The following is a 20,670-nucleotide window of genomic DNA, read 5'->3' on the forward strand; positions in this document are numbered from 1 at the left end:
CCGGGGACGGCCCGGAGGCGGGCTGCGGGACGGGGTACGGCAAGGCAACGGGCGCGGCCGGCGAGGACCGGTATGGCCGGAAACGGGGAGCGATGCGCGTACGGGTGCTGATCGGTTTGCTATTGGGGGTGGCGGCACCGGCGGCGATGGCCGCCGAGTCCGTGGTGGGGAACGCGTTCTTCCACAACAGCCCCGCCCAGCAGATGGTCCTCGTGGAGAAGGACGCCTACTCGGCCTACCTGGTGGAGGCCGAGAACGACCGCCCCCGGGTGGTGAAGCGGTTCGACCAGGTGCTCATGGGCGCCAACGGCGGCGACAAGCTGGTGGAGGGGGACAAGCGCACGCCGGAGGGTGTCTACTATATCCAGCGCTATATCCCCTCCACGAGCCTGGCGGCCATGTACGGCGCCGGCGCCTTCCCCCTGAACTACCCGAACATCGTGGACCGCATCGAGGACAAGACCGGCTACGGCATCTGGCTCCACGGCGTGGACGAGGACGATGAGGACAAGCGGGCCACCAAGGGCTGCGTGGCTTTCGACAACAGCAACCTGGAGGTCCTCAAAGAAGCGTTGGACATCGGTACCCCGGTGGTGATCACCAAGGACGCCGAGTTCCTCTCCCCCGCCCGCTATCAGGAGCGCCGCGCGGACCTCTTCGCCCGGCTTAAGGGCTTCCTGTCCGCCTGGGAGAACAACGATTTCGCCGCCCTGAAGTCCTATGTCCACCCCGACTTCCGCAACGCGCAAGGGGAGGACGCCGAGGCCTACCTGGCGCAGAAGAAGCGGCTCATGGACCTCTATCCGCAGCGCCAGGTGGACGCCGATCACATCCAGGTCTACAAGGAGAACGGCCACCGGGTGGTCTACGATTTCGACCAGTTCTACTGCGCCGCCAACGTGGCCGCCTACGGGCGAAAGCGCCTGTATTTCAAGCAGGGCGAGTCCGGCCGGCCGCGCCTCATGGCCGCCGAGTACTTCCCCCGCGCCGCCGCCCCGGAGATCCTGCGCCGGGTCAAGGACTTCCTGGCCGGGTGGCGCCGGTCCTGGGAGAACCGGGACCTGGGCTCCTACCTGGACCACTACGCCGCCGATTTCACCCACAACGGCGCCGATCTGGAGCAGTGGCGCACCTACAAGAAGGGCGTGTTCCAGCGCCGCTCCAACATCCAGGTGGGCATGGAGCACCTCTGGGTGCGGCGCATACGTCCCAACCGGTACGTGGTGGGCTTCGATCAGCGCTTCCGCAGCGACGACTACAACGACTACGGGGTGAAAACGCTGGTGCTTTCCGGCTGCCCCGGGGCATTTGAAATTTCCGCGGAATATTGGAGACCACTGCCTTGAAACGGTTCGGGGGATGGCTGCTGGCCCTGGCTGGGGTCCTCGCCTGGGGGGGAGCGAGCGGGGTCCAGGCCGTAGAGCGCCCCTCCACGCAGCACGAGGTGCACTTCGCGGGTACCAATTACGAGCTCAACATCTACCGCATCCACGGACGCCACGACGGCAAGACCCTGCTGATCGTCGGCGGCATCCAGGGGGACGAGCCGGGCGCCTTCATGTCCGCCGATTTCTACTCGGACCTCTCCCTGCAGAAGGGCAACCTGATCGTTGTTCCCCGCGCCAACCTCAAGTCCATCATCCTGGACAAGCGCGGCGCCGACGGCGACATGAACCGGCGCTTCCTGAGCCAGCCCCGGGTCAAGAAGGAGATGGACCGGGTGGTGCGCAAGCTCAAGAAGCTCATGGGGGAGGCGGACCTCTTCCTCCACCTGCACGACGGCTGGGGCTTCCACTATCCCGAATACGTGAGCAAGTGGCGCAATCCCAAGCGCTACGGCCAATCCATCATCACCGACGCCAACCGCTTCCCGTGCGAGAACGGCACCGAGCTGGACCTGAAAGGCTGGGCAAAGGGGGTGCTGAAAGAGGTCAACGCCCGGATCCCCAAGGAAAAGCACCACCTCCACTACTTCAATACCCATACCTGGAAGCCGGATACGCCCTTCCCGTCCATGAAGAAGACGGCCACCTGGTACGCGCTGCGCAAGCACTGCACGCCGGCCTTCGGGGTGGAGGCCTCCAAGCACCTGCCCACCCTGGAGATGAAGGTCCGCCACCACAATTACGTGATCAACGCCTTCATGGAGCGCCTCGACATCGTCCCGGAGAGCCCCCAGGTCTTCCTGCCGGAGCCGCGCCTCCGGTACGCGGTGGTGCAGGTCAACGGTGAGCCGCGCACCCTCCAGGACGGCCAGACCCTATGGGTGGAGAAGGGCGATCGGGTCGGGGTAACGGAGATCCAGGCCAACTACGAGCGCGGCCTTTCCTGCGACGTGGCCGGCTATGCCGGGCTCAACGACCTGGGCAAGGCGGTGAAGGTCCAGGCCGAAACGCGCATCGTCTTCCGCAAGGACAACGAGCCCATGGCGGCCATCCCGGTTCGTCTGAACGGCCGCCACAAGACGGAGCACCGCGTCTTCCTGGTGGAGATCAACGGCGAAGAGCGCGTATTCTTGGACGGAGCCACCGTGGACGTGGGCCCCGATGACAGCCTGCGTCTGGTAAAGACCTTCGGCGACAGCATCAACGACATGCAGCCGAAGCTGAACTTCAAGGGCTGGGTGCCCGAGCAATCGGGGGTCAACGACGGCGACGACCGGGGCTATGAGATCGCCATGGACGGCGCCTTCTGGTCCAAGTACTCCCGGCGGGGACGGGGCCGAGTCTATCCGGTGGTTGCCGTGAACGGCGAGGATGAGGAAATCGGGCGTATCTGGGTCCGGGTCCGGGAGGAAACGGAGCAGCCGACCGAGGCCACGGCCCAGCGGTGATAGAGGCCGGCTCCCCGCGGCGGCGAGGGGGTCGGGGAGCTCATGCGAGATGGCAAGGAATGGGTGTTATGACGGACGAAACCTTGGAGTCAGTGCTCACTGAGAACCGGGTGTTCGAGGTGCCCGCGGAATTCGCCGAGAATGCCCGAATCGCCGGGATGGATCAGTACCGGGAAATGGCGAAGCGGGCCGCTCAGGACTATGAGGGCTTCTGGGCCGAGCAGGCCAATCAGGAGATCACCTGGGCGACCCCCTTCACCCGGGTGCTGGATGAAAGCACGCCGCCCTTCTACAAGTGGTTCGGCGACGGCAAGCTGAACGTCAGCTATAACTGCCTGGACCGCCACGTGGAGGCCGGCCGGGGCGACAAGACCGCCATCCTCTGGGAGGGCGAGCCCGGCGACACCCGTTCCCTGACCTACAAGGCGCTCCTCGACGAGGTGAGCAAGCTGGGCAATGCCCTCAAGTCCCATGGCGTGGGCAAGGGCGATCGGGTGATCATCTACATGCCCATGGTGCCCGAGGCGGTGGTGGCCATGCAGGCCTGCGCCCGCATCGGCGCCACCCACTCGGTGGTCTTCGGCGGCTTCTCGGCGGAGGCCCTCAAGGACCGCATCGAGGACGCCGGCGCCAAGGCGGTGATCACCGCCGACGGTGGCATCCGCGGCGGCAAGACCGTGGCCCTGAAGAAGAACGTGGACCGCGCCCTGAACGAGGGCTGCGACACGGTGGACCACGTGGTGGTGCTCCGGCGCGCCGAGAACGAGATCGACTGGACCGAGGGCCGGGACGTCGGCTTCCGCGAGATCATGGAGCGCGAATCGGCGGACTGTCCGCCCGAGCCGGTGGACTCCGAGCACCCGCTGTTCATCCTCTACACCTCCGGCTCCACCGGCAAGCCCAAGGGGGTGGTCCATTCCAGCGCCGGCTACCTGCTGGGCGCCATCGTTTCCATGAAGTGGGTGTTCGACATCCGCGAGGACGACGTCTACTGGTGCACCGCCGACGTGGGCTGGGTCACCGGCCACACCTATATCGCTTACGGTCCCATGGCGGTGGGGGCCACCCAGGTCATGTACGAGGGCGCGCCCACCATCCCCGATCCGGGCCGGCTGTGGGCCATCGCCGAGCGCACTGGCACCACCGTCTTCTACACCGCCCCCACGGCCATCCGCGCGCTCATGAAGCAGGGCGATGAGTGGCCCGCCAAGCACGATCTGTCCAAGCTGCGGCTGCTCGGCACGGTGGGCGAGCCCATCAACCCCGCCGCGTGGATGTGGTACTACGAGAAGATCGGCGGCGGTCGCTGCCCCATCGTGGACACCTGGTGGCAGACCGAGACCGGCGCCCACATGATCGCCCCGCTGCCCGGGGCCACGCCGCTCAAGCCCGGCTCCTGCACCAGGCCGCTGCCGGGCATCATGGCCGACGTGGTGGACGAGGAGGGCAATTCCGTGGAGCCCGGCTCCCACCACGGCGGTCTGCTGGTGGTGCGCAGGCCCTGGCCCTTCATGCTGCGGACCATCTGGGGCGACGACCAGCGCTACGTGGACACCTATTACAGCCACTTCACCGACCAGTACCTCTACCTGGCCGGCGACTCGGCCACCCAGGACGAGGACGGCTATTTCTGGATCCTTGGCCGCATCGACGACGTCATCAACGTCTCCGGCCACCGCATGGGCACCATGGAGGTGGAATCGGCCCTGGTCTCCCACGACAAGGTGGCCGAGGCGGCCGTGGTCGGCCGTCCCGACGACGTGAAGGGCAATTCCATCTTCGCCTTCGTGATCCTGCAGGGGAAGCGGGAGGACCAGGACCTGGACCAGCTGCGCCAGGATCTGCGGGCCCACGTCACCGACGAGATCGGCGCCATCGCCCGCCCCGACGAGATCCGTTTCGCGGACTCCCTGCCCAAGACGCGCTCCGGCAAGATCATGCGCCGCCTGCTGCGCACCATCGCCGCCGGCGACGAGGTGACCCAGGATATCTCCACGCTGGAGGACGAGAACGTGGTGCGCCAGCTCCAGGGAAAGGCCTGAGGAGATCCGGCCGGTCACGCTGCGGAAAAGGCCCCGGCGCATGCCGGGGCCTTTTTGTGGCTGGACGGTTTGTGACCGGGAGGCCGGGAGCCTACTTGCCGTTGATGTAGGTCTCATCGTCGAAGGTGACCACCCACTCCGGACGGTACACCACCAGTATCGACAGCACCCCGCCGGTGAGGAAGGCTTCCGGGAACATGAGCAGGGGGAAGTAGCGCAGGTATTCCCGCACCAGGGCGTCCATACCGTAGGTGCCGGACAAGGTGAGCACCGCGCCCGAGGCCGCGGCCAGGGCGCCCATGGTCAGCGCCCCGCCCAGAAAGGCGCTGAGGAAGATATAGATGAAGGGGTGGTTGGGCAGCTTGCGGTATACGAACTGGTGCACCGCCGCCGCCACCAGCACCGGTACGCCGGCCAGCAGGAGGGCGTTCAGGGAGAAAGTCTGCCACCCGGAAAGCCCCATTAGGGTGGTGAGCAGGAGCACCGTGATGAGGCCCAGCAGCGCCAGCGGCCAGCCGAAGGCCAGGGTCAGGATGGTGGCGCCGAGCAGGTGAAGATTGAGGCCGGGGTTCTGCGGGATTCCCGCCCGGACGGTCCAGAGAAGGACCACCCCCGCCAGGAAACCGGCGAACACCAGGGCCAGATCGGGCCGGGCCCGCAAGTTGCGCCACGGCGCCAGACGGATGAGCCCCACGAGCAGGAGGGCGAAGACGAGGTGGCTCACCAGGAGCCAGGAGGTCGGCAGGAGTCCGTCGGGCAGGTTCATGGTGGCGGCCACCTCCAATCGAAACGGAAGCCAAGCCTCCGATTGTAACCCGCCACGGATTGTGGAGGGTAATCGGCAAGAATGCCGGCCTTCCGGGGGCATTTGGGGCCCGTGCCGGGAGCTTGTTAGCCTTGTCCGTTTCGGGGGCGCCCATGCCTGAAGATACCGGGAAGCAGCGACTGTTCTTCGCCCTGTGGCCCCCGCCCGGGCTGCAGCGCGCGCTGGCGGAGCGGGCGCGGGAGGCGCTGGACGGGCGGCGGGCGCGGCGGGTGCCCGCGGAGAACCTGCACGTCACGCTCGCCTTCCTGGGCGAGGTGGACGCCCGGACCCGTGAGTGCGCCGAGGAGGCGGCCGGGTCCCTGGAGCTGCCGTCCTTCACCCTTGCCATCGACCGGCTGGGGCTCTGGGCCCGCCGGGGGCTGCTGTGGGCGGGACCCTCCCGGGCCCCGGAGGCCCTGCCCGCGCTGGCGGCGGAGCTGGGCCGTTCCCTGGAGCCCTGCGGCCTGGAGCGGGATCGCCGCCCCTTCCGGGCCCACCTCACCCTGGCGCGCAAGGCCGCCGGGCAACCGCCCCGGCAGGCCATGGATCCCCTGGAATGGCGGGTGGACCGCTTCGTGCTGGTGGCCTCCCAGCTCGGTCCCGGGGGATCGGCCTACACCCTCCTCCGGGAATGGCCGCTTCACGGCTAGGACGCCGGAGGAGGCCGGCCCGGGGGGGCGCCGCGACGCCGAACCAGTCATCGAGGAGCGCAGATGGCCGACGCAAAGCAGCTTGAACAGACCCTGGAGCGCATCGACGGACGCGGCTACAAGGCCTACAAGGATATCGCCGGGCGTTACGCCTTCGAGCGCTTCACTCTTCTGATCGACCACGTCCAGGCGGACCCCTTCGCGGCCCCTTCCCGGCTGCGCGCCGTGATTCCCTGGGCGGTGACCGACCTCCCGGAGGAGGTGCACGCCTCCCCGCCGCGCACCCGCGCTGCCCGGGACTTCCTGGCCCGGGCCTTCCGCCGGGCCGCCCGGGAGGAGGATGACGTGAACATCGATGCCGGGCGGCAGACCATCCTCGACCGCACCGCCTGCGTGTTCACGGAGGCGGGCGTGGAGCTGCGCTTCACCGCCGGTCTCCCCGCCGCGGGGCGCAAGATCCTCGGCCGCAAGGCGCGGGAGCTGCTCTGCGACCGCCTCCCGGAGATCATCCGCTCCGCCGCCGAGGCGGAGCGCCTGGATACCGGGGCCCTGCTCGATCATTGCGCGGCGGCGGAGGACCAGGCGGCCCTGCGCGACGCCCTGGAGGAGCGGGGGCTGGTGGCCTTCGTGGGCGAGGGCGCCGTGCTGCCGCGCCGCTCCGGGGTGGACGACCGGCCGCTCGCCGACGCCGTTCCCTGGCAGACGCCGGACGCCCTGCGCGTGACCCTGGCCACGCCCAACGCCGGAGCGGTCAGCGGCATGGGCATCCCCCGGGGCATCACCCTGATCGTGGGCGGCGGCTTCCACGGCAAGTCCACGCTCCTCAACGCCCTGGAGACGGGCGTCTACGACCATGTGCCCGGGGACGGTCGCGAGCGGATCGTGGCGGACCCCACGGCCGTGAAGGTGCGCGCCGAGGACGGCCGCGCCGTTTCCGGCGTGGACCTGTCGCCCTTCATCAACCATCTGCCCTACGGCAAGTCCACCACCGCCTTCTCCACGGACCTGGCCTCGGGCTCCACCTCCCAGGCCGCCGCCCTGCAGGAAGCCCTGGAGGCGGGCTGCCAGTCGCTGCTGGTGGACGAGGACACCTCGGCCACCAACTTCATGATCCGCGACGAGCGCATGCAGGCCCTGGTGGTCAAGGAGAACGAGCCCATCACGCCCTTCGTGGACCGCATCCGCCAGCTCCGCGACCGGCTGGGCGTCTCCACCATCCTGGTCATGGGGGGCTCCGGGGACTACTTCGACTGCGCCGACACAGTGGTCCAGATGCAGGAGTACATCCCGCTGGACGTCACCGAAAAGGCGCGCGAGATCGCCGCCACCCACGTCACCGGCCGGCGCGAGGAGCACGAGAGCGACCTGGAGCGGCCCCGCGTCCGCGGCCTGCAGACCGGATCGGTCGATCCCACCGTCAAGAAGGGCAAGCGCAAGGTGCAGGGCAAGGGCCGCGACCACCTGGTCTTCGGCCGCGAGGACGTGGACCTGCGCGCCGTGGAGCAGGTGGCGGATGCCTCCCAGGTGCGGGCCATCGGCCAGCTCCTGGCCAAGCTCGGTGACGAGGGCGGGACCGTCGAGGACCCGCCCTCCTGGCTGCGGGAGCGTCTGGCGGGCTCCGAATGGCACCGTCTGTTCGACAAGCCCGACGGCGACCTGGCCCTGCCCCGGGTGTTCGAGGCCATGGCCGCCCTCAACCGCCTGCGGGGGGTGCGCCTGAAGTAGCGGGGCCGTCGGCGCGCGGAACGTTCGTCCGGCTGCCTGGCCGGAGAAGGGTCCGGTTACGCGGCGTTCCCGGTGTCGGGAAAGTTTACGGTTTCCGGCGTGGGCGACGAAGGAGGAAGAAAACGCGCCGCAGTTTCAGTGATGTACGGGAGGGGTGGCCGTCCTGGTACGCGGTTTGCTCTGGGGAAGGGTAAGCCGCCCGTAGCCCGGGAGTCCGGAGGCTCCCGGGAACGAGGCGTGCCCCCCATCCGCGTGCCCACAGGACTTGCATCCGGTGTGGCCCGCTTTCCCGTTAGCCCGGAAAGAGCCGATAGCGGCCCCGGCCTGGAGGCCGGCGGCTCACTCCAGCGTCGAGCCGGTATGGGGCGCGGCGTCCAGCGTCATGTGGTGCAGGGGCTTGTTCAGGGGCTCCGGCTGCAGGGTGGCGTGCTCGATGTTGAACTCCCGGCGGAGCACGTTGTGCAGGCGGTCCAGCAGGACCTCCCAGTCCTTGAGGTCCTGCACTACCACGTGAGCGGAGAGGGCGGTCATTCCGGAGTCCGGTACCCAGATGTGGAGGTCGTGCACGGAATGCACGCCTTCCACGGCGGCCAGGGTCCGTCCCACTTCCGGCAGGTCCAGATGGGGCGGCACCCCCTCCATGAGCACGTGCAGCCCCTCCCGAAGCAGATTGAAGCTGGCGAAGAGGATCAGGGCGCAGATCAGCAGGGAAAGGATGGGGTCGATGGGCATCCAGCCGGTGAGCAGGATCACCGCGCCGGAAGTGAGGGCCGCCACGGAGCCCAGCAGGTCGCCCATGATGTGGAGCATGGCGCCGCGCACGTTCAGACCCTCGCCGCCGTGCAGGAGCCAGGCCGCGCCCAGGTTCACCAGCAGCCCCAGCCCCGCCACCACCAGGACCATGCCGCCGGCCACCTCCTGCGGATGGGCGAACCGCTCCAGGGCCGCCACGGCGATGCCGCCCACCACGGCGAGCATGAAGACGCCGTTCACCAGGGCCGTGAGCACCTCCACCCGGCCCAGGCCAAAGGAGTGCCGGGTGGTGGGCGGCTTCCGGGCCACCCGGGCCGCCAGCGCGGCCAAGCCCAGGGACACGGAATCGGTGAGCATATGGCCGGCGTCGCCGAGCAGGGCCAGGGACCCCGAAAGCCAGCCGCCCACCGCCTCCACGGCCGCGAAGCCCAGCGTCAGCGCGAGGGCCCAGAGCAGGCGGCGGTCGTTGCCCGCTCCGTGATCGTGGTCATGGCCGTGGCTGTGCTGGGCGCCCAACAGCGGCCCTCCCTCGGTCGCGGTCAGCCGATATCATCCAGTGGCCGGGGGCGGAACATCACCCCCAGGTCCTCCTCCGCCAGCCGGCGGCATGCCTCGATGTCCACGCCCTCCAGGCCGTCGATGGCCGTGGCGGATACCTCCTCCACGTGGTCACGCGCGTTGCGGATGAAGTCCATCAGGTATTGGAAGGCATCGGGCCACGGCGGCGCGCAGAGCCGGTTGTAGGTCTCGGCATCCTGGGCGTTCAGGGAGACCGAGATGCGGTCGATCCGTCCCGCGAACTGCGGCGTCACGTCGCGGCGGAAGACCCGGTTGGCGAGGCCGTCCGTGTTCAGCCGCACCGGCATGTTCTTCCGCTTGAGGAATTCCGCGAGCTCCAGGAGGGTCGGAAGGCGCAGCGTGGGCTCGCCGAAGCCGCAGAACACCACCTCCGCATAGCCTTCCAGGTCGGTGAGCGCCTTGCGGATCTCCGTGGCCGAGGGCTGGCGTCCCAGGGAGAGGTCCACATCCCCCACCATGGGACCGGTGTCATTGTTCTTGAGGCAGAATTGGCATTTCAGGCTGCAGCCGCTGGTGAGGTTGATGTAAAGCCGGTCGCCGAGGGCATAGACCAGCCGGCCCGGAGGGTCCTTTTGCTTGCTCAACTGGGGGATCTCCCGGGGGATTGCTTCCGGAAATACCGCACTGAAATTCTCGACCACCGTATTCTTGACCCGTGTCTTGACGGCCGTCAATTCCCTCTAGGGCGTAGGGGCGTAGATTGCCCATGTTGGGCTAGGCCCGCCAGTCCGGCCGCGGCCCGGCCGTCCCGGACCCAGGGTGCCCGAACAGGAGGGAAAACCCCATGGAATGCGGCACCGAAACCATCACCGCCTTCTTCCAGGACGACCACCGGCGGCTGGACGGGCTGTTCGAGGCGTATCAGGACGCCCGCGCGCTGGGGATCCCGGAGCCCCTGGACCGCTTCGACGCCTTCGCGGAGGGTCTGCGCCGCCATATCGGCTGGGAGGAGGAGCGCCTGTTCCCGGTTTTCGAGGCGCATATGGGCATGCAGATGGCCGGCCCCACGGCGGTCATGCGCCGCGAGCATCGCGAGATCGAGGCGGTGCTGGACGAGATCCGGCGGGCGCTGGCCGACGGTTGGGTGGGCAATCTGGCGGAGCCGGAGGAACGGCTCCGCGAGCTGCTCTCCAGCCACAACGGCAAGGAGGAGCAGGTCCTGTACCCCGCCATCGACAACCTGCTCGACCCCTCGGAATGCGCCGGGCTGCTGGCCGCCATCCGGACGGAGGCCTAGCCGCCGGAGCCGGGGCGGCCAGGCGGGAGCCCGTGCCCGCTCACCCGCCCTGGTTCTGGGCCTCCTGCTCGGCCAGCATCACCTCCTTGATGGAGGTCTCCTTGAAGCCTTCGGGGGGCTCGAAGGTGGAAGCCGGGATGTCGCGACGGACGATATCCTGTACCTGCTCGGTTTGCGAGACCCCGTCCGTGTGCTCCACCGACTTCAGCTCCACGCCCTTCTCCATGAGCTCCTGGTAGGCCTTCTGCTCCTCCAGAGAGCCCCCGGCAATGCCCATGGTGGAGGAAATGCAGCGGCTGATCCGGGAAGTCATGTCCATGAGCTTCTGGTAGTCCCCGAATTCCCGCATCAGGGCCTCCTCGTCGCTGAGCCAGACCTCCTCGGTGAGCTGCTGGTCCACGTACACCGCGTAGTGCTGGGTGCCGAAGCCGGCCACCTGGCCGCCGCCACCCCGGGGCTCCACGCGGACCTCGGGGTTCCGCTTGGTCTTCTCGCGGAGTCCGCGCTTGAACTCCTCCACCATGCGGCGCTCCTCCTCGGTCATCCGCTTTTCCATATCCTCCTGAAGCCCCTTAAGGGCCTGGCAGTACTCCTCGGGTGTGCCGCTGGCATAGACCTCCTCGGCGGGATAGACGAGCGTGACCCGGCCCTCGTTGACGTCGAATATATGGGTGGGATCGTTGGGTCCCTGTCCCATGCTCTTAAGCTGCCCCTCGGAAATGAGGGTGGTCATGCCTTCCTCGCCGATGATTTCCATCCCGGCCTGGGCGGGCCAAGCGGCCAGGGCCAGGACGCCGGCGAGCGCGGTTCGGAGCCAGTGTTGGGCGACCATGAAATTCCCCCCTCGCTATGGTTGGTCTACGCTTCGGAAGAACAAGCCCGAATTTCGATTGTTAGCCCACAGGTGGCGCCCTGCACAGCCCCCACGGGCGGTTGTGGCCCCCTAGAGCGCCTAGGGGCTTCCCCTCGCGGCGAAGAGGGCGCTACCCTTTCGGTTCCCGGCTCCGGGAGCAAACGGCTCGGCATAGGAGGGCACATGGCCTGGCGCATCGGCGTGGACATCGGCGGGACCTTCACGGACGTGGTGGCCGTGGAGCCGGGCAGCCACGGGCGCGTGGACCGCAAGGTCCTGACCACCCCAGCGGACCCCATCCAGGGCGTGGTGGCGGGCATCCGCGGACTGGCGGCGGAGGGCGTGGACTTCGGCGCCGCGGAGGCGGTGGTCCATGCCACCACCCTCATCACCAACGCCCTCATCGAGCGCAAGGGGGTGCCCACCGCGCTCATTACCAACGCCGGCTTCGCCGACCTGCCCGACATCGGCGACGAGGGCCGCTACGACCTCTACGACCTGGCCCTGCGCAAGCCGGAGCCGCTGGTGCCGCGCGACCACCGGTTCGAGGTGCCGGGACGGCTGGCCGCGGACGGCACGGAGCTGGCCCCGGTGGACCCGGAGGCGGTGAAACAGCTCGACCTCTCCGGCGTGGAGGCGGTGGCGGTCTGCCTGCTGCACGCCTACGCCGGCGGCGGCCACGAGCAGGCCGTGCGCGACGCGCTTCCCGAGGGCGTGGACGTTTCGCTCTCCTCGGAGGTGGCCCCGGAGATCCGCGAATACCCGCGCATGACCACGGCCATGGCCAACGCCTACGTGCTGCCCATCGCCCGTCGCTACCTGGAGCGCATGCGCGACGCCCTGGCCGCCGAGGGGCTGGCAGCGCCGCTCTATATCGCCCTGTCCCACGAGGGCATCACCACCCCCGAGGATGCCGCCCACTTCCCCATCCGCATCCTGGAATCCGGCCCCGCCGCCGGCGCCACCGAGGCGGCGCGCTCCATGCCCGGCGAGGAGCGCATCCTGTCCTTCGACATCGGCGGCACCACCGCCAAGGCCTGCTACATCATGGGCGGCCGGCCGCTCATCGAGCCGCGGTTCGAGGCGGCGCGGGTCCACCGCCACCGGGCGGGCTCCGGGCTGCCCATGCTGGTGCCGGTGGTGGACCTCATCGAGATCGGCGCCGGGGGCGGCTCCATCGCCCGCCGCGACCCGCTGGGCCTGATCCAGGCCGGCCCGGACTCCGCCGGGGCGGATCCCGGACCGGTGTGCTATGGGCGCGGCGGCACCGAGCCCACGGTCACCGATGCCGACCTGCTGCTCGGCTACCTGGACCCCGAGGCCTTCGCGGCGGGTGCCATGCGCCTGGACGTGGACGCGGCGCGGGCCGCCCTGGGGAGCCTCGCCGACGATCCGGTGGAGGCGGCCTGGGCGGTGCGCCAGGCCGTCGACGAGGACATGGTGGAGGCCACCCGCATCCACGCGGTGGAGAAAGGGCTCGACCCCGCCGAGTTCGCCATGGTGGCCTTCGGTGGCGCCGGCCCGGTGCACGCCGCCTCGGTGGCGGCGCGGCTGGGCGTGCGGACGGTGCTGCTGCCCGTGGGGGCGGGCGTGGCCTCGGCGCACGGCTGCCTGGCGCAGGCGCCCGCCTTCGAGCGCACCCGCTCTTGGCCGGGCGGGCTCGCGGAGCTGGATCTCGGGGAAGTGGACCGGCTGCTCCAGGCGCTGGAGGACGATTGCCTGGACCGCCTGAGCCATGCCGGCGCCGCGGAGGTGGCGGTGGAGCGCTGGGCCACCCTGCGCTACGCGGGGCAGGGCACCGAGGTCCCGGTGGCCCTGGCGGAGGGCAAGCTGGACCGCGACGACCTGCGGGCGCGGTTCGAGGCCGCCTACGCCGAGCTGTTCGGCCGCACCGCCCCCGGCAATCCCGTGGAGGCGGTCTCCTGGCGGGTACGCGTCACGGGCCCCGCCCCGGAGATCGGCTGGCCGCAGGTCCAGCCGGGCAGCGGCGAGCCCTACGCCGAGGCGCCCGCCGTATTCGACGGCGATTGGGTGGACACCCCGCGCTACCGGCGCGCCGACCTGCCGCCCCACCTGAACGGCCCGGCCCTCATCGTGGACGCCGCCTCGACCCTGGTGGTGCCGCCCGGGGCCCGGGTGGACCTGCTCGGCGACGGCAGCTTGCGCTTGATGCTGTCCTGAGTGCGGCTTAGCCGGTGGCGATCGCCGAATCCGCCCGCTCCACCCGGTTGCGCCCGGTTCCCTTGGCCATGTACAGGGCCCGGTCGGCTCGCTCCTCCAGCTGCGTAACCGATTCCCCGGGCTGGATGCTCGCCACGCCCAAACTGATGGTAACTGTCCCCACCGCCTCGAAGGGTGTTCCCGCCACCACAGCCCGCAAGCGCTCCGCCAGCCTCGCAGTGGCTTCGATGTCGGAGCTGGTGGCCAGCACCAGGAACTCCTCACCGCCCCAGCGCCCCAGCGCGTCCGTGTCCCGCAGGTTTTCCTCGATCCGCCGGGTTAGCTCGCACAGGGCCTGATCGCCCGCATGGTGGCCCTGCCGGTCGTTGATGGCCTTGAAGTGATCGATATCGAACATGATCACCGAGAACGGTATCCCATAGCGCTCATGGGCCGCCTGGGCCTGCCCCAGCAGCTCGTAGAGCTTGGTGCGGTTGTAGATGCCGGTGAGCCGGTCGTGGGTAGCCAGGCGCTCCAGCTCCGCTTCCAGGCGTTTCTGCTCGCTGATGTCATGGAAAACGGCCACGAAGCGCTCCACCTCGCCAGCCTCGTTGCGTACCGCGGAGATGGATTCCCATTCCGGGAAGATCCGGCCGCTCTTGTGCCGGTTCCAGATCTCGCCCTCCCAATGGCCCTCCTCCAGGATCTGATCCCACAAGGCCCGGTAGAACTTTGCGTCGTGATATCCCGAAGCCAGCATGTTCGGGTTGCAGCCAATGACTTCCTCCGCCTCGTAGCCCGTTATGGCGGTGAAGGCGGAGTTTACCTCCTCGATGGTGCCTGCGGCGTCGGTGATGAGCACGGCCTGGCCGCTCTCGAAGGCGGCGGCCAGAAGGCGCAGGCGCATTTGGGTTCGGTGGCGCTCCACGGCGTAATGGAGCACCCGTTCTAGCATGGCGGGTGCGAGGTCCGCCTTGGGGATGAAATCCTGGACCCCAAGCTGGATGGCCTGCCTGCCCAGGGTCTGGTCTTCCTGACCGGTCAGGATCACCACGGGACAGCAGCTGGACCCGCGGAAGCGGCGTGCCGTGTCCAGCCCCTGGGAGTCGGGCAGGCCCAGGTCGAGCAGAACCACATCGAAGCTGCGGGCTTCGGCAAGAGCCAGCGCCGCTTCCAGGCGGTCGGCATGAGTCAACGTGAAGCCGGGATCAGCCGCCTCCTCCAGCAGCTCGGCCACCAGTCCGGCGTCCGCGGGGTTGTCCTCCACCAGAAGCAAGCGGTACGAACCCTCGGCCATCAATGCCTCCCGCGGGGCGGCAACTGGGCGGCGGTGAGCCAGAACTCGCCCAGGTAGCGGATGAGGTCCAGGAAATCGTCGAAGTCGGTGGGCTTGGTGAGGTAGGCGTTGGCGCGGCGGTTGTAGGACTCGACGATATCGGCCTCCGCATCGGAGGTGGTCAGGATCAGCACCGGCAGATGGCGCAGCTCGGCGTCCGATTTGACCTCGGCCAGCACCTCGCGGCCGTCCTTGCGCGGCATGTTGAGGTCCAGCAGCATCAACCCCGGCCAGGGCGCATCGGCGTAATCCGCCTCCCGCCGCAGGAAGCGCAGGGCCTCCACCCCGTCACGCACGGGGTGCAGCTCCACCGGTAGGTCGTGGATCTCGAAGGCCTCATGGATAAGGTCGACATCTTCGGCGGAATCCTCCGCCAGAAGGATGGGAACGGCACTCATGGGGTCGCTCCTCGGGTATCGTTTTCGGGTGTTTTCGGGTGGGGCAGGCTGAAGCGGATGGTGGTGCCGCGCTCCGGGCCGTCGGACTCGGCGCGGATCCACCCACCGTGATTTTCCACGATGCGCTTGGCGAGGGTCAGGCCGATCCCGGTGCCTGCGGGGCCCTGCCGGGGATCGAGGCGCTCGAAGAGCCGGAAGATACGTTCCGCATACTCCGGATCCAGGCCGCGGCCGTTGTCGGTGATTGCCACCTCCCAGGCGCCGGGGTGGGCCCTGGCGGTGATATGGACCGCCGGCTCCGCCTCTACGCGTCGGAAGCGGGCCGCGTTGGCCAGTAGCTGCCGAAAGACCTCCGTGAGCAGGGCAGGATCGGCCCGGACCTGGGGCAGGGGCTCGGGGTCCGTGGTCAGGTGGGCATCGTCGAGCTCCGTCCCCAGCTTCGCGCGGGCCTCGGCCACCACGGAATCCAGTTCCGTTGCAACGGTTTGCGGCTCCCGGTTGAGGTAGGCCAGGTACCGCTGCAGGTCGGTGACCAGCTCCGACATCCAGCCCAACTGCTCCTCCAGGTGCTGCCACTCCGGGGCATCATCTTCGGGGTGGCGGCGCAGGCGCTGGGTGTAGATGACCGCGCGGCGTACCGGCTCCTGCAAGTGGTGGGCGGAAATCTCCGCCAGCCGCCGGAGCTCTGCGTTGCTGCGCTCCAGGGCCGCAGCGCGCTCCCGTACCCTCGATTCCAGCTCGGAACGTGCCTTCTCGCTCTCCCGCAGGCTGTCTCGAAGTGCCACCGCCATGTCCTTCACCGAGGCGATGAGGGTGTCAAAATCGGCGATTTGGCTGCGCGGGAAAGCGGGCAGGGGACCGTCCGTGCCGGTTCGCTCGGGCAGGCGGGCGCTCAGGCGGTTGAGGCGGTCCAGCGGCCCGGTGAGCCACCGGCTCAGAAGGGCCGCGCCCGCGGCGGCCAGCAGTGCCAGTCCTGCAAGCAGGCCCAGCTGGCGGCGGTAGTCCGTCCGCATCCGCTCCACCAGGCCCGCAGCGGGCGCGGTGACCCGCACCCGCCCACCATCGGGTAACGGGCGGGTGTAGGAGTACACGGCCCGCTTCCAGCGCACCATGGCCGGCAGGGCATCCGCCGACGGCAGGTGGATGCGCAGGCCGGACACTTGCGCGGCCCTGGCATGGCCCGGTTCCGCGCGGGTGGGGACGGTATCCGACGAGTCCGCCGCTGCAATGGCCACGCGCAGCCCGTCGTCCAGGTGTGCCGATGGACTCCCGGACCTCGGTTTCTCTTCTCCCCGAAGGGTGCTCAAGGATGCAGCCAGCGCCATGCGCTCGGCCAGCGCCCACTCCAGCCCCTGGCGGAAGCTCCGGGCTTCGGTGACTACGAGGAGGGTGCCGGGAATGAGGGCCAAGGCCATGAAGAGGGCGAACAGAAGATTGCGAAAGCGGATTTGTCTAGGGGCGCCGGGGTGCTCGAAAGGGACGGCGGCCTGCAGGGCGAGCAGGACGAAGCTGGCGAGAAGGGCGTTAATGAGGCCGTTTACGGGTTGCTTGAGGGCGATCAGCCCCGCGGTGCTCAGGTCCATCCCCAGAGGGCCGGTATAGAGGGCCAGCACCAGAGGGGCACCCGCCACCAGCCAGAAGGTGGCATCAGCCAGCACCAGGAACCAGCCGCGGTGGAGGAGGAAGGCTACTACCGCCACCTCCAGCACGAGGATGACCAGGGCGTAGGGGTGCCCCCATAGCACCAGTGTGTACAGGCCGCCGGCCACGGCGGCCGCAATCCCGGCGACCGGTCCCAGCCAGGCCAGGGCCACCAGGGCGGCCACCGAGCCGAAGATCAGGTCCACGCCGAAGAACAGGGGGAGGTGGAGGAAGTTGCCCAGCACCGCCAAGCCAGCCAAGCCGGCGGCCCCAGCCAGCCGGCTCCATCGTGGACGGGGTGAGCCCGGAGGGGTGGGGAAGGTCACCGTTCCGCGTCTTCGGCGACGGGAAGGGTGAAACGGAAGGTGCTTCCTTGCCCTTCCCCCGCCGATTCCACCCAGATGGTGCCGCCGTGGCGCTCGACGATGCGCTTGGCCAGGGCCAGGCCGGCGCCGGTGCCCTCGTACTCGTCCCGGGTATGCAGGCGCTGGAAGACCTGGAAGACCCGCCCGGCCTGGCTGGGATCGATGCCGATACCATTGTCGGCTACGGAGAGCTCCCAGGCGCCGTCACGCTTCTTCAGGCGCACGGCGATGCTTGACGGCACCCCGGGACGCCGGTACTTGAAGGCGTTGCTCAGAAGGTTCTGGAATAGCCGGACCAGTTGGCCTTGGTCACCGGAGACAGTGGGCAGCTCGTCCGCTTCCATGGTGGCCCCGGCCTCCTCCCGGGCCTGCTGCAGATTCGCCAGTGCTTCCTCCAGCACCTCGTCCAGGTCCACCGGCTCCATATCCTCGCCGAGGCGCTTGACCCGGGAGTATTCCAGCAGGTCCTGGATCATGCGGCTCATGCGCCCGGCGGCCTCGGTGGTAGTGGCGATATAGTGCCCGGCCTTATCGTCCAGCCGGTCACCGTAGCGGCGCTGGAGCAGCCCCAGGTAGCTGTTAATAATGCGCAGCGGCTCCTGGAGGTCGTGGGACACGGCATAGGCGAACTGCTCCAGCTCGCTGTTGGAGTGCTCCAGGGCCTGGTTGGTGGCCCGCAGCTCGCTCTCCAGCCGCACCCGGTCGCTGATGTCCAGCCCCAGACCCGTGAGGAAGGGGGCGCCGCCGAGCTCCACCCGGTGGCCGGATAAGAAGTAGGGGGTATAGCTGCCGTCGATGGTGCGCAGCCCCGCCTCGATGGTCACCTCGCCCTCGCTGAACACCCGGCCGATGGCCTCTGCGATCCGGTCCTGGTCTTCGTCGCCGAACAGCTCGGTGAAATGGGCGGCGCCCAGCTGCTCGCTGTCCAGGCCGGTGACCAGCTCCATGTCGCGGCTCCAGCGGGTGAAATTGCCCCGCTTGTCGAGGAGGTAGAAGACGCCGGGCAGCCCTTCCAGGATGGCCTGGACCAGGTCCCGCTCCTCCCGCAGTGCTTCCTCCAGGCGCACCCGGTCCCCGATGTCGCGCATGATGGTGGACAGGCGCTCCACCTCGCCGTCCGCCGACCGATGGGCGATAATGACCTGGGACATGGGGATCTCATGCCCCTCCACGTCGAGGAGGGCGGACTCGCCTTCCCAGTAGCCTTCCGCCATGGCGGTGGGGATGCCTTCCTCGCTGATACGCCGGGCAGCCCAGTCGGGGTGGCCCCAGCGGCCGGCAATCTCGCCTGCCTGGACGTCCGCCGGCACGTCGTCGCCCCAATACCCGGAGGAGGGCGGAAGGCCCAGGATCTGCCGCCCGCCCTGGTTGATGTAGAGGATGGTACCGTCGGGCCGTGCGAAGGAGACGAAGTCCGGCGTGGCCTCCAGCACCTCCACTAGCTGGTTGCGGGTAGCCTCGGCCCGGAGGCGCTCGCTGATGTCCTGGAAGGAGACCACCGCCCCTTCCACGTTGCCGGCGGCATCCCGCATGGGGGCCGCGAACACCTCCACCGGGAAGGCGGAGCCGTCGGCGCACCAGAACCAATCCTCCCAAGCGCCCAGAGGCTCGCCGGTGGTCAGGACCTGGAGAATGGGGCAGGCATCGGCTGGGTAGGGCGACCCGTCGGGGAAGCTGTGGTGGGTCAGGGCGTGGCTGTCCTTCCCCAGAACCGCCGCCTCGTCTTGGAAGCCGAACAGCCCCACGGCGGCGGCGTTGAGGAACGTGAATCGTCCCTGGACATCAATGCCGAATACTCCCGCGGTCAGGCTGTCCAGGAGCTGGCGATTGAAGTGCTCCGCCTCCTTGATGGGGGACAGGTCGCGCATGATGGTGGAGTAGCGCACTACCGCCCCAGTCTCGTCCTGGTGCGCCAGGACAATCTGGGATACGGGAACCTCTTCGCCCGTGGGTCCCAGAAGGGCGGTTTCTCCCTGCCAGATGCCCGTTTCCCGGGCCCGAGGGAAGGCCTCCTCGGCGAGCTTGCGCTGCGCCCAAGCCGGATGGAAGGCGGCCACCGAGTCCGGGAGGGAACCGGTGCTCACCCGGTCGGCCAGCAGCTTCCGGAAGGCCGGATTGTGATAGAAGGGGCGCCCCTCCCCGTCCGCCATGCCGACGAGGTCCGGGGTGGATTCGATTATGGCCACCAGGCGGTCGCGCTCCTGTTCGGTCGCCTTGCGTTCGGTGATGTCCTCCACGATGCCGTCGAAGACCGGATCCCCCTCACCAGAATCCTGGACCAGCGCGGTAATGGCGGCCCAGATGGGGCGGCCGTCCAGGGTCCGGAGGGCCACCTCGCGTTGGTGGACCGCGCCCCGGTCCAGCAGGTCGTCGCTGAAGCGCTGGCGTTCGGCGGGGTCGCGGTACAGGTTGGCGGTGGGGTGGCGCAGCAGCTCTTCTGGGGATTCGGCGCCGAAGATGCGGGCCATCGCCGGGTTGACCTCGGAAAAATAGCCCTGCGAGCCCGCCTCGTTGCGGTACACGCCCACCGGCAAGGTGTCGAAGAGGGCCTTGTAGCGCTCCAGGGACTGCTGGTAGCGGCGGGATTCGGTGACGTCATGGATGATGGAGTGCAGGTATTGGCGCCCGCCGATCTCGATGGGGCCGGAGTAGACCTTCACATCGCGGATCCCGCCATCGGCGAGGCGGTGGCGGAACTCGAAGTAGCGGCGCTCCTCTCGGCGCGCCTTGTCCCACTCGGTTCGGACCTCCTCCTCCGATAGCTGGTTGATGTCCTGGATGCGCCGCTGCCGGATGTCTTCGATGGTGTAGCCGTAGAACGCCAGGGCCGCCGGATTGGCATCGGCGATGAAGCCGGTTTCGGGGTCGATGAGAAGCTTGGGGGCCGTGTTCTTGCGGAACATCTCCTCGTAGTAATCCCGGGCTTCGGACCCACGCCGGGCCGTGGTATTGCCGAGCACTGCGCTGATCCGCTCGGGAGCGCCCTCGGCATCCGTCAACAGGGCGGCCGACACCTCCACCCAGACCGCCGCTCCCGGGCCCCCGGAAATGCGCTCCTCCCGCCTGGCGACCTCGCGCTCGCCCCGGGCCATCTTCGCCAAGTCCGCGCGCAGCGGGCTGTCTGCGGGGAGGTAATCGACAAAGGCGCCACCGGGGAGACAGCCGGGGTCGGCCCCTAGCAGGCACGCGGCGTCACCGTTGGCGCGGCGGATGGTGCCCGCCGGGGTCAGCTCCAGGAGCCCGGCCAGGGGCTGGTCCGGGACGGAAGGGGACGGATCGGTCATGGGCGGCTG

General features: G+C 68.9%; 15 protein-coding genes. 7 read left to right on the forward strand and 8 right to left on the reverse strand.

The window, feature by feature from the left end; all coding sequences use genetic code 11:
* Nucleotides 1-92 precede the first annotated feature (92 nt).
* From ACERLL_RS13975 to acs, 3 genes are read left to right on the forward strand one after another with little or no spacing between them, the layout of a single operon-like run.
* Nucleotides 93-1,346 carry a L,D-transpeptidase Cds6 family protein gene (locus ACERLL_RS13975; protein ID WP_373656717.1) on the forward strand — a complete coding sequence of 418 codons (1,254 nt, stop codon included), beginning with the start codon at nt 93-95 and terminating at the stop codon, nt 1,344-1,346.
* Nucleotides 1,343-2,833, forward strand: a complete 1,491-nt coding sequence (locus tag ACERLL_RS13980) for a M14/M99 family metallopeptidase (protein WP_373656718.1) — start codon at nt 1,343-1,345, stop codon at nt 2,831-2,833. Before ACERLL_RS13975 ends, ACERLL_RS13980 begins: the two co-directional genes overlap by 4 nt.
* 59 nt (nt 2,834-2,892) lie before the next feature.
* Entirely contained in the window at nt 2,893-4,875 is a 1,983-nt protein-coding gene (acs, locus tag ACERLL_RS13985) for an acetate--CoA ligase (RefSeq protein WP_373656719.1), read from the forward strand.
* Nucleotides 4,876-4,966: 91 nt separating this feature from the next.
* Here the strand turns inward: acs and ACERLL_RS13990 are convergent, their stop codons facing one another.
* Nucleotides 4,967-5,641, reverse strand: a complete 675-nt coding sequence (locus tag ACERLL_RS13990) for an energy-coupling factor ABC transporter permease (RefSeq protein WP_373656720.1) — start codon at nt 5,639-5,641, stop codon at nt 4,967-4,969.
* A gap of 152 nt (nt 5,642-5,793) precedes the next feature.
* Here ACERLL_RS13990 and thpR point away from each other — a divergent pair, with 152 nt between their 5' ends.
* Nucleotides 5,794-6,330: an RNA 2',3'-cyclic phosphodiesterase gene (gene thpR / locus ACERLL_RS13995; RefSeq protein WP_373656721.1), complete on the forward strand. Its 537-nt coding sequence runs from the start codon at nt 5,794-5,796 to the stop codon at nt 6,328-6,330.
* Nucleotides 6,331-6,393: 63 nt separating this feature from the next.
* A complete protein-coding gene (locus tag ACERLL_RS14000) occupies nt 6,394-8,055 on the forward strand; it encodes an ABC-ATPase domain-containing protein (protein WP_373656722.1) in 1,662 nt (553 codons plus the stop codon).
* Nucleotides 8,056-8,394: 339 nt separating this feature from the next.
* Here the strand turns inward: ACERLL_RS14000 and ACERLL_RS14005 are convergent, their stop codons facing one another.
* Nucleotides 8,395-9,324, reverse strand: coding sequence for a cation diffusion facilitator family transporter (locus tag ACERLL_RS14005; protein ID WP_373656723.1), 930 nt, complete (start codon nt 9,322-9,324; stop codon nt 8,395-8,397).
* Between the two features lie 23 nt (nt 9,325-9,347).
* Entirely contained in the window at nt 9,348-9,971 is a 624-nt protein-coding gene (locus tag ACERLL_RS14010; protein ID WP_373656724.1) for a TatD family nuclease-associated radical SAM protein, read from the reverse strand.
* 200 nt (nt 9,972-10,171) lie between these two features.
* On the opposite strand from ACERLL_RS14010, the gene ACERLL_RS14015 reads away from it, so the two are divergent.
* Nucleotides 10,172-10,624 (forward strand): hemerythrin domain-containing protein, encoded by a 453-nt coding sequence (locus tag ACERLL_RS14015; protein WP_373656725.1) that lies wholly within the window; start codon nt 10,172-10,174, stop codon nt 10,622-10,624.
* Between the two features lie 40 nt (nt 10,625-10,664).
* On the opposite strand, the gene ACERLL_RS14020 is transcribed toward ACERLL_RS14015, so the two are convergent.
* On the reverse strand, nt 10,665-11,456 hold the full coding sequence (locus ACERLL_RS14020; protein ID WP_373656726.1) for a DUF4412 domain-containing protein: 792 nt from the start codon (nt 11,454-11,456) through the stop codon (nt 10,665-10,667).
* A 204-nt stretch (nt 11,457-11,660) separates the two neighbouring features.
* Between ACERLL_RS14020 and ACERLL_RS14025 the strand changes: the two genes are divergently transcribed.
* Nucleotides 11,661-13,658, forward strand: a complete 1,998-nt coding sequence (locus ACERLL_RS14025) for a hydantoinase/oxoprolinase family protein (protein WP_373656727.1) — start codon at nt 11,661-11,663, stop codon at nt 13,656-13,658.
* A 7-nt stretch (nt 13,659-13,665) separates the two neighbouring features.
* Here the strand turns inward: ACERLL_RS14025 and ACERLL_RS14030 are convergent, their stop codons facing one another.
* From ACERLL_RS14030 to ACERLL_RS14045, 4 genes are all read right to left on the reverse strand, one after another.
* Entirely contained in the window at nt 13,666-14,934 is a 1,269-nt protein-coding gene (locus ACERLL_RS14030; RefSeq protein ID WP_373656728.1) for a GGDEF domain-containing response regulator, read from the reverse strand.
* Nucleotides 14,934-15,371 (reverse strand): response regulator, encoded by a 438-nt coding sequence (locus ACERLL_RS14035; protein WP_373656729.1) that lies wholly within the window; start codon nt 15,369-15,371, stop codon nt 14,934-14,936. The genes ACERLL_RS14030 and ACERLL_RS14035 overlap by 1 nt, the downstream gene beginning before the upstream one ends.
* Nucleotides 15,368-17,272, reverse strand: a complete 1,905-nt coding sequence (locus tag ACERLL_RS14040) for a sensor histidine kinase (RefSeq protein WP_373656730.1) — start codon at nt 17,270-17,272, stop codon at nt 15,368-15,370. Before ACERLL_RS14040 ends, ACERLL_RS14035 begins: the two co-directional genes overlap by 4 nt.
* Nucleotides 17,273-17,334: 62 nt before the next feature.
* The gene (locus ACERLL_RS14045; RefSeq protein WP_373656731.1) at nt 17,335-20,661 is read right to left on the reverse strand and encodes a PAS domain S-box protein; all 3,327 of its coding nucleotides are present in this window, start codon (nt 20,659-20,661) and stop codon (nt 17,335-17,337) included.
* Nucleotides 20,662-20,670 lie beyond the last annotated feature (9 nt).

The sequence above is a fragment of the Thiohalorhabdus sp. Cl-TMA genome, from assembly GCF_041821045.1.
Taxonomy (GTDB): Bacteria; Pseudomonadota; Gammaproteobacteria; order Thiohalorhabdales; family Thiohalorhabdaceae; genus Thiohalorhabdus; species Thiohalorhabdus methylotropha.

Coding starts and splice junctions, on each gene's coding strand:
- ACERLL_RS14020 (WP_373656726.1), bottom strand. CDS start 11,456: ATGGTCGCCCAACACTGGCTCCGAACCGCGCTCGCCGGCGTCCTGGCC.
- ACERLL_RS14025 (WP_373656727.1), top strand. CDS start 11,661: ATGGCCTGGCGCATCGGCGTGGACATCGGCGGGACCTTCACGGACGTG.
- ACERLL_RS13990 (WP_373656720.1), bottom strand. CDS start 5,641: ATGAACCTGCCCGACGGACTCCTGCCGACCTCCTGGCTCCTGGTGAGC.
- thpR (WP_373656721.1), top strand. CDS start 5,794: ATGCCTGAAGATACCGGGAAGCAGCGACTGTTCTTCGCCCTGTGGCCC.
- ACERLL_RS14035 (WP_373656729.1), bottom strand. CDS start 15,371: ATGAGTGCCGTTCCCATCCTTCTGGCGGAGGATTCCGCCGAAGATGTC.
- ACERLL_RS14015 (WP_373656725.1), top strand. CDS start 10,172: ATGGAATGCGGCACCGAAACCATCACCGCCTTCTTCCAGGACGACCAC.
- ACERLL_RS14030 (WP_373656728.1), bottom strand. CDS start 14,934: ATGGCCGAGGGTTCGTACCGCTTGCTTCTGGTGGAGGACAACCCCGCG.
- ACERLL_RS13975 (WP_373656717.1), top strand. CDS start 93: ATGCGCGTACGGGTGCTGATCGGTTTGCTATTGGGGGTGGCGGCACCG.
- ACERLL_RS14045 (WP_373656731.1), bottom strand. CDS start 20,661: ATGACCGATCCGTCCCCTTCCGTCCCGGACCAGCCCCTGGCCGGGCTC.
- ACERLL_RS14000 (WP_373656722.1), top strand. CDS start 6,394: ATGGCCGACGCAAAGCAGCTTGAACAGACCCTGGAGCGCATCGACGGA.
- acs (WP_373656719.1), top strand. CDS start 2,893: ATGGGTGTTATGACGGACGAAACCTTGGAGTCAGTGCTCACTGAGAAC.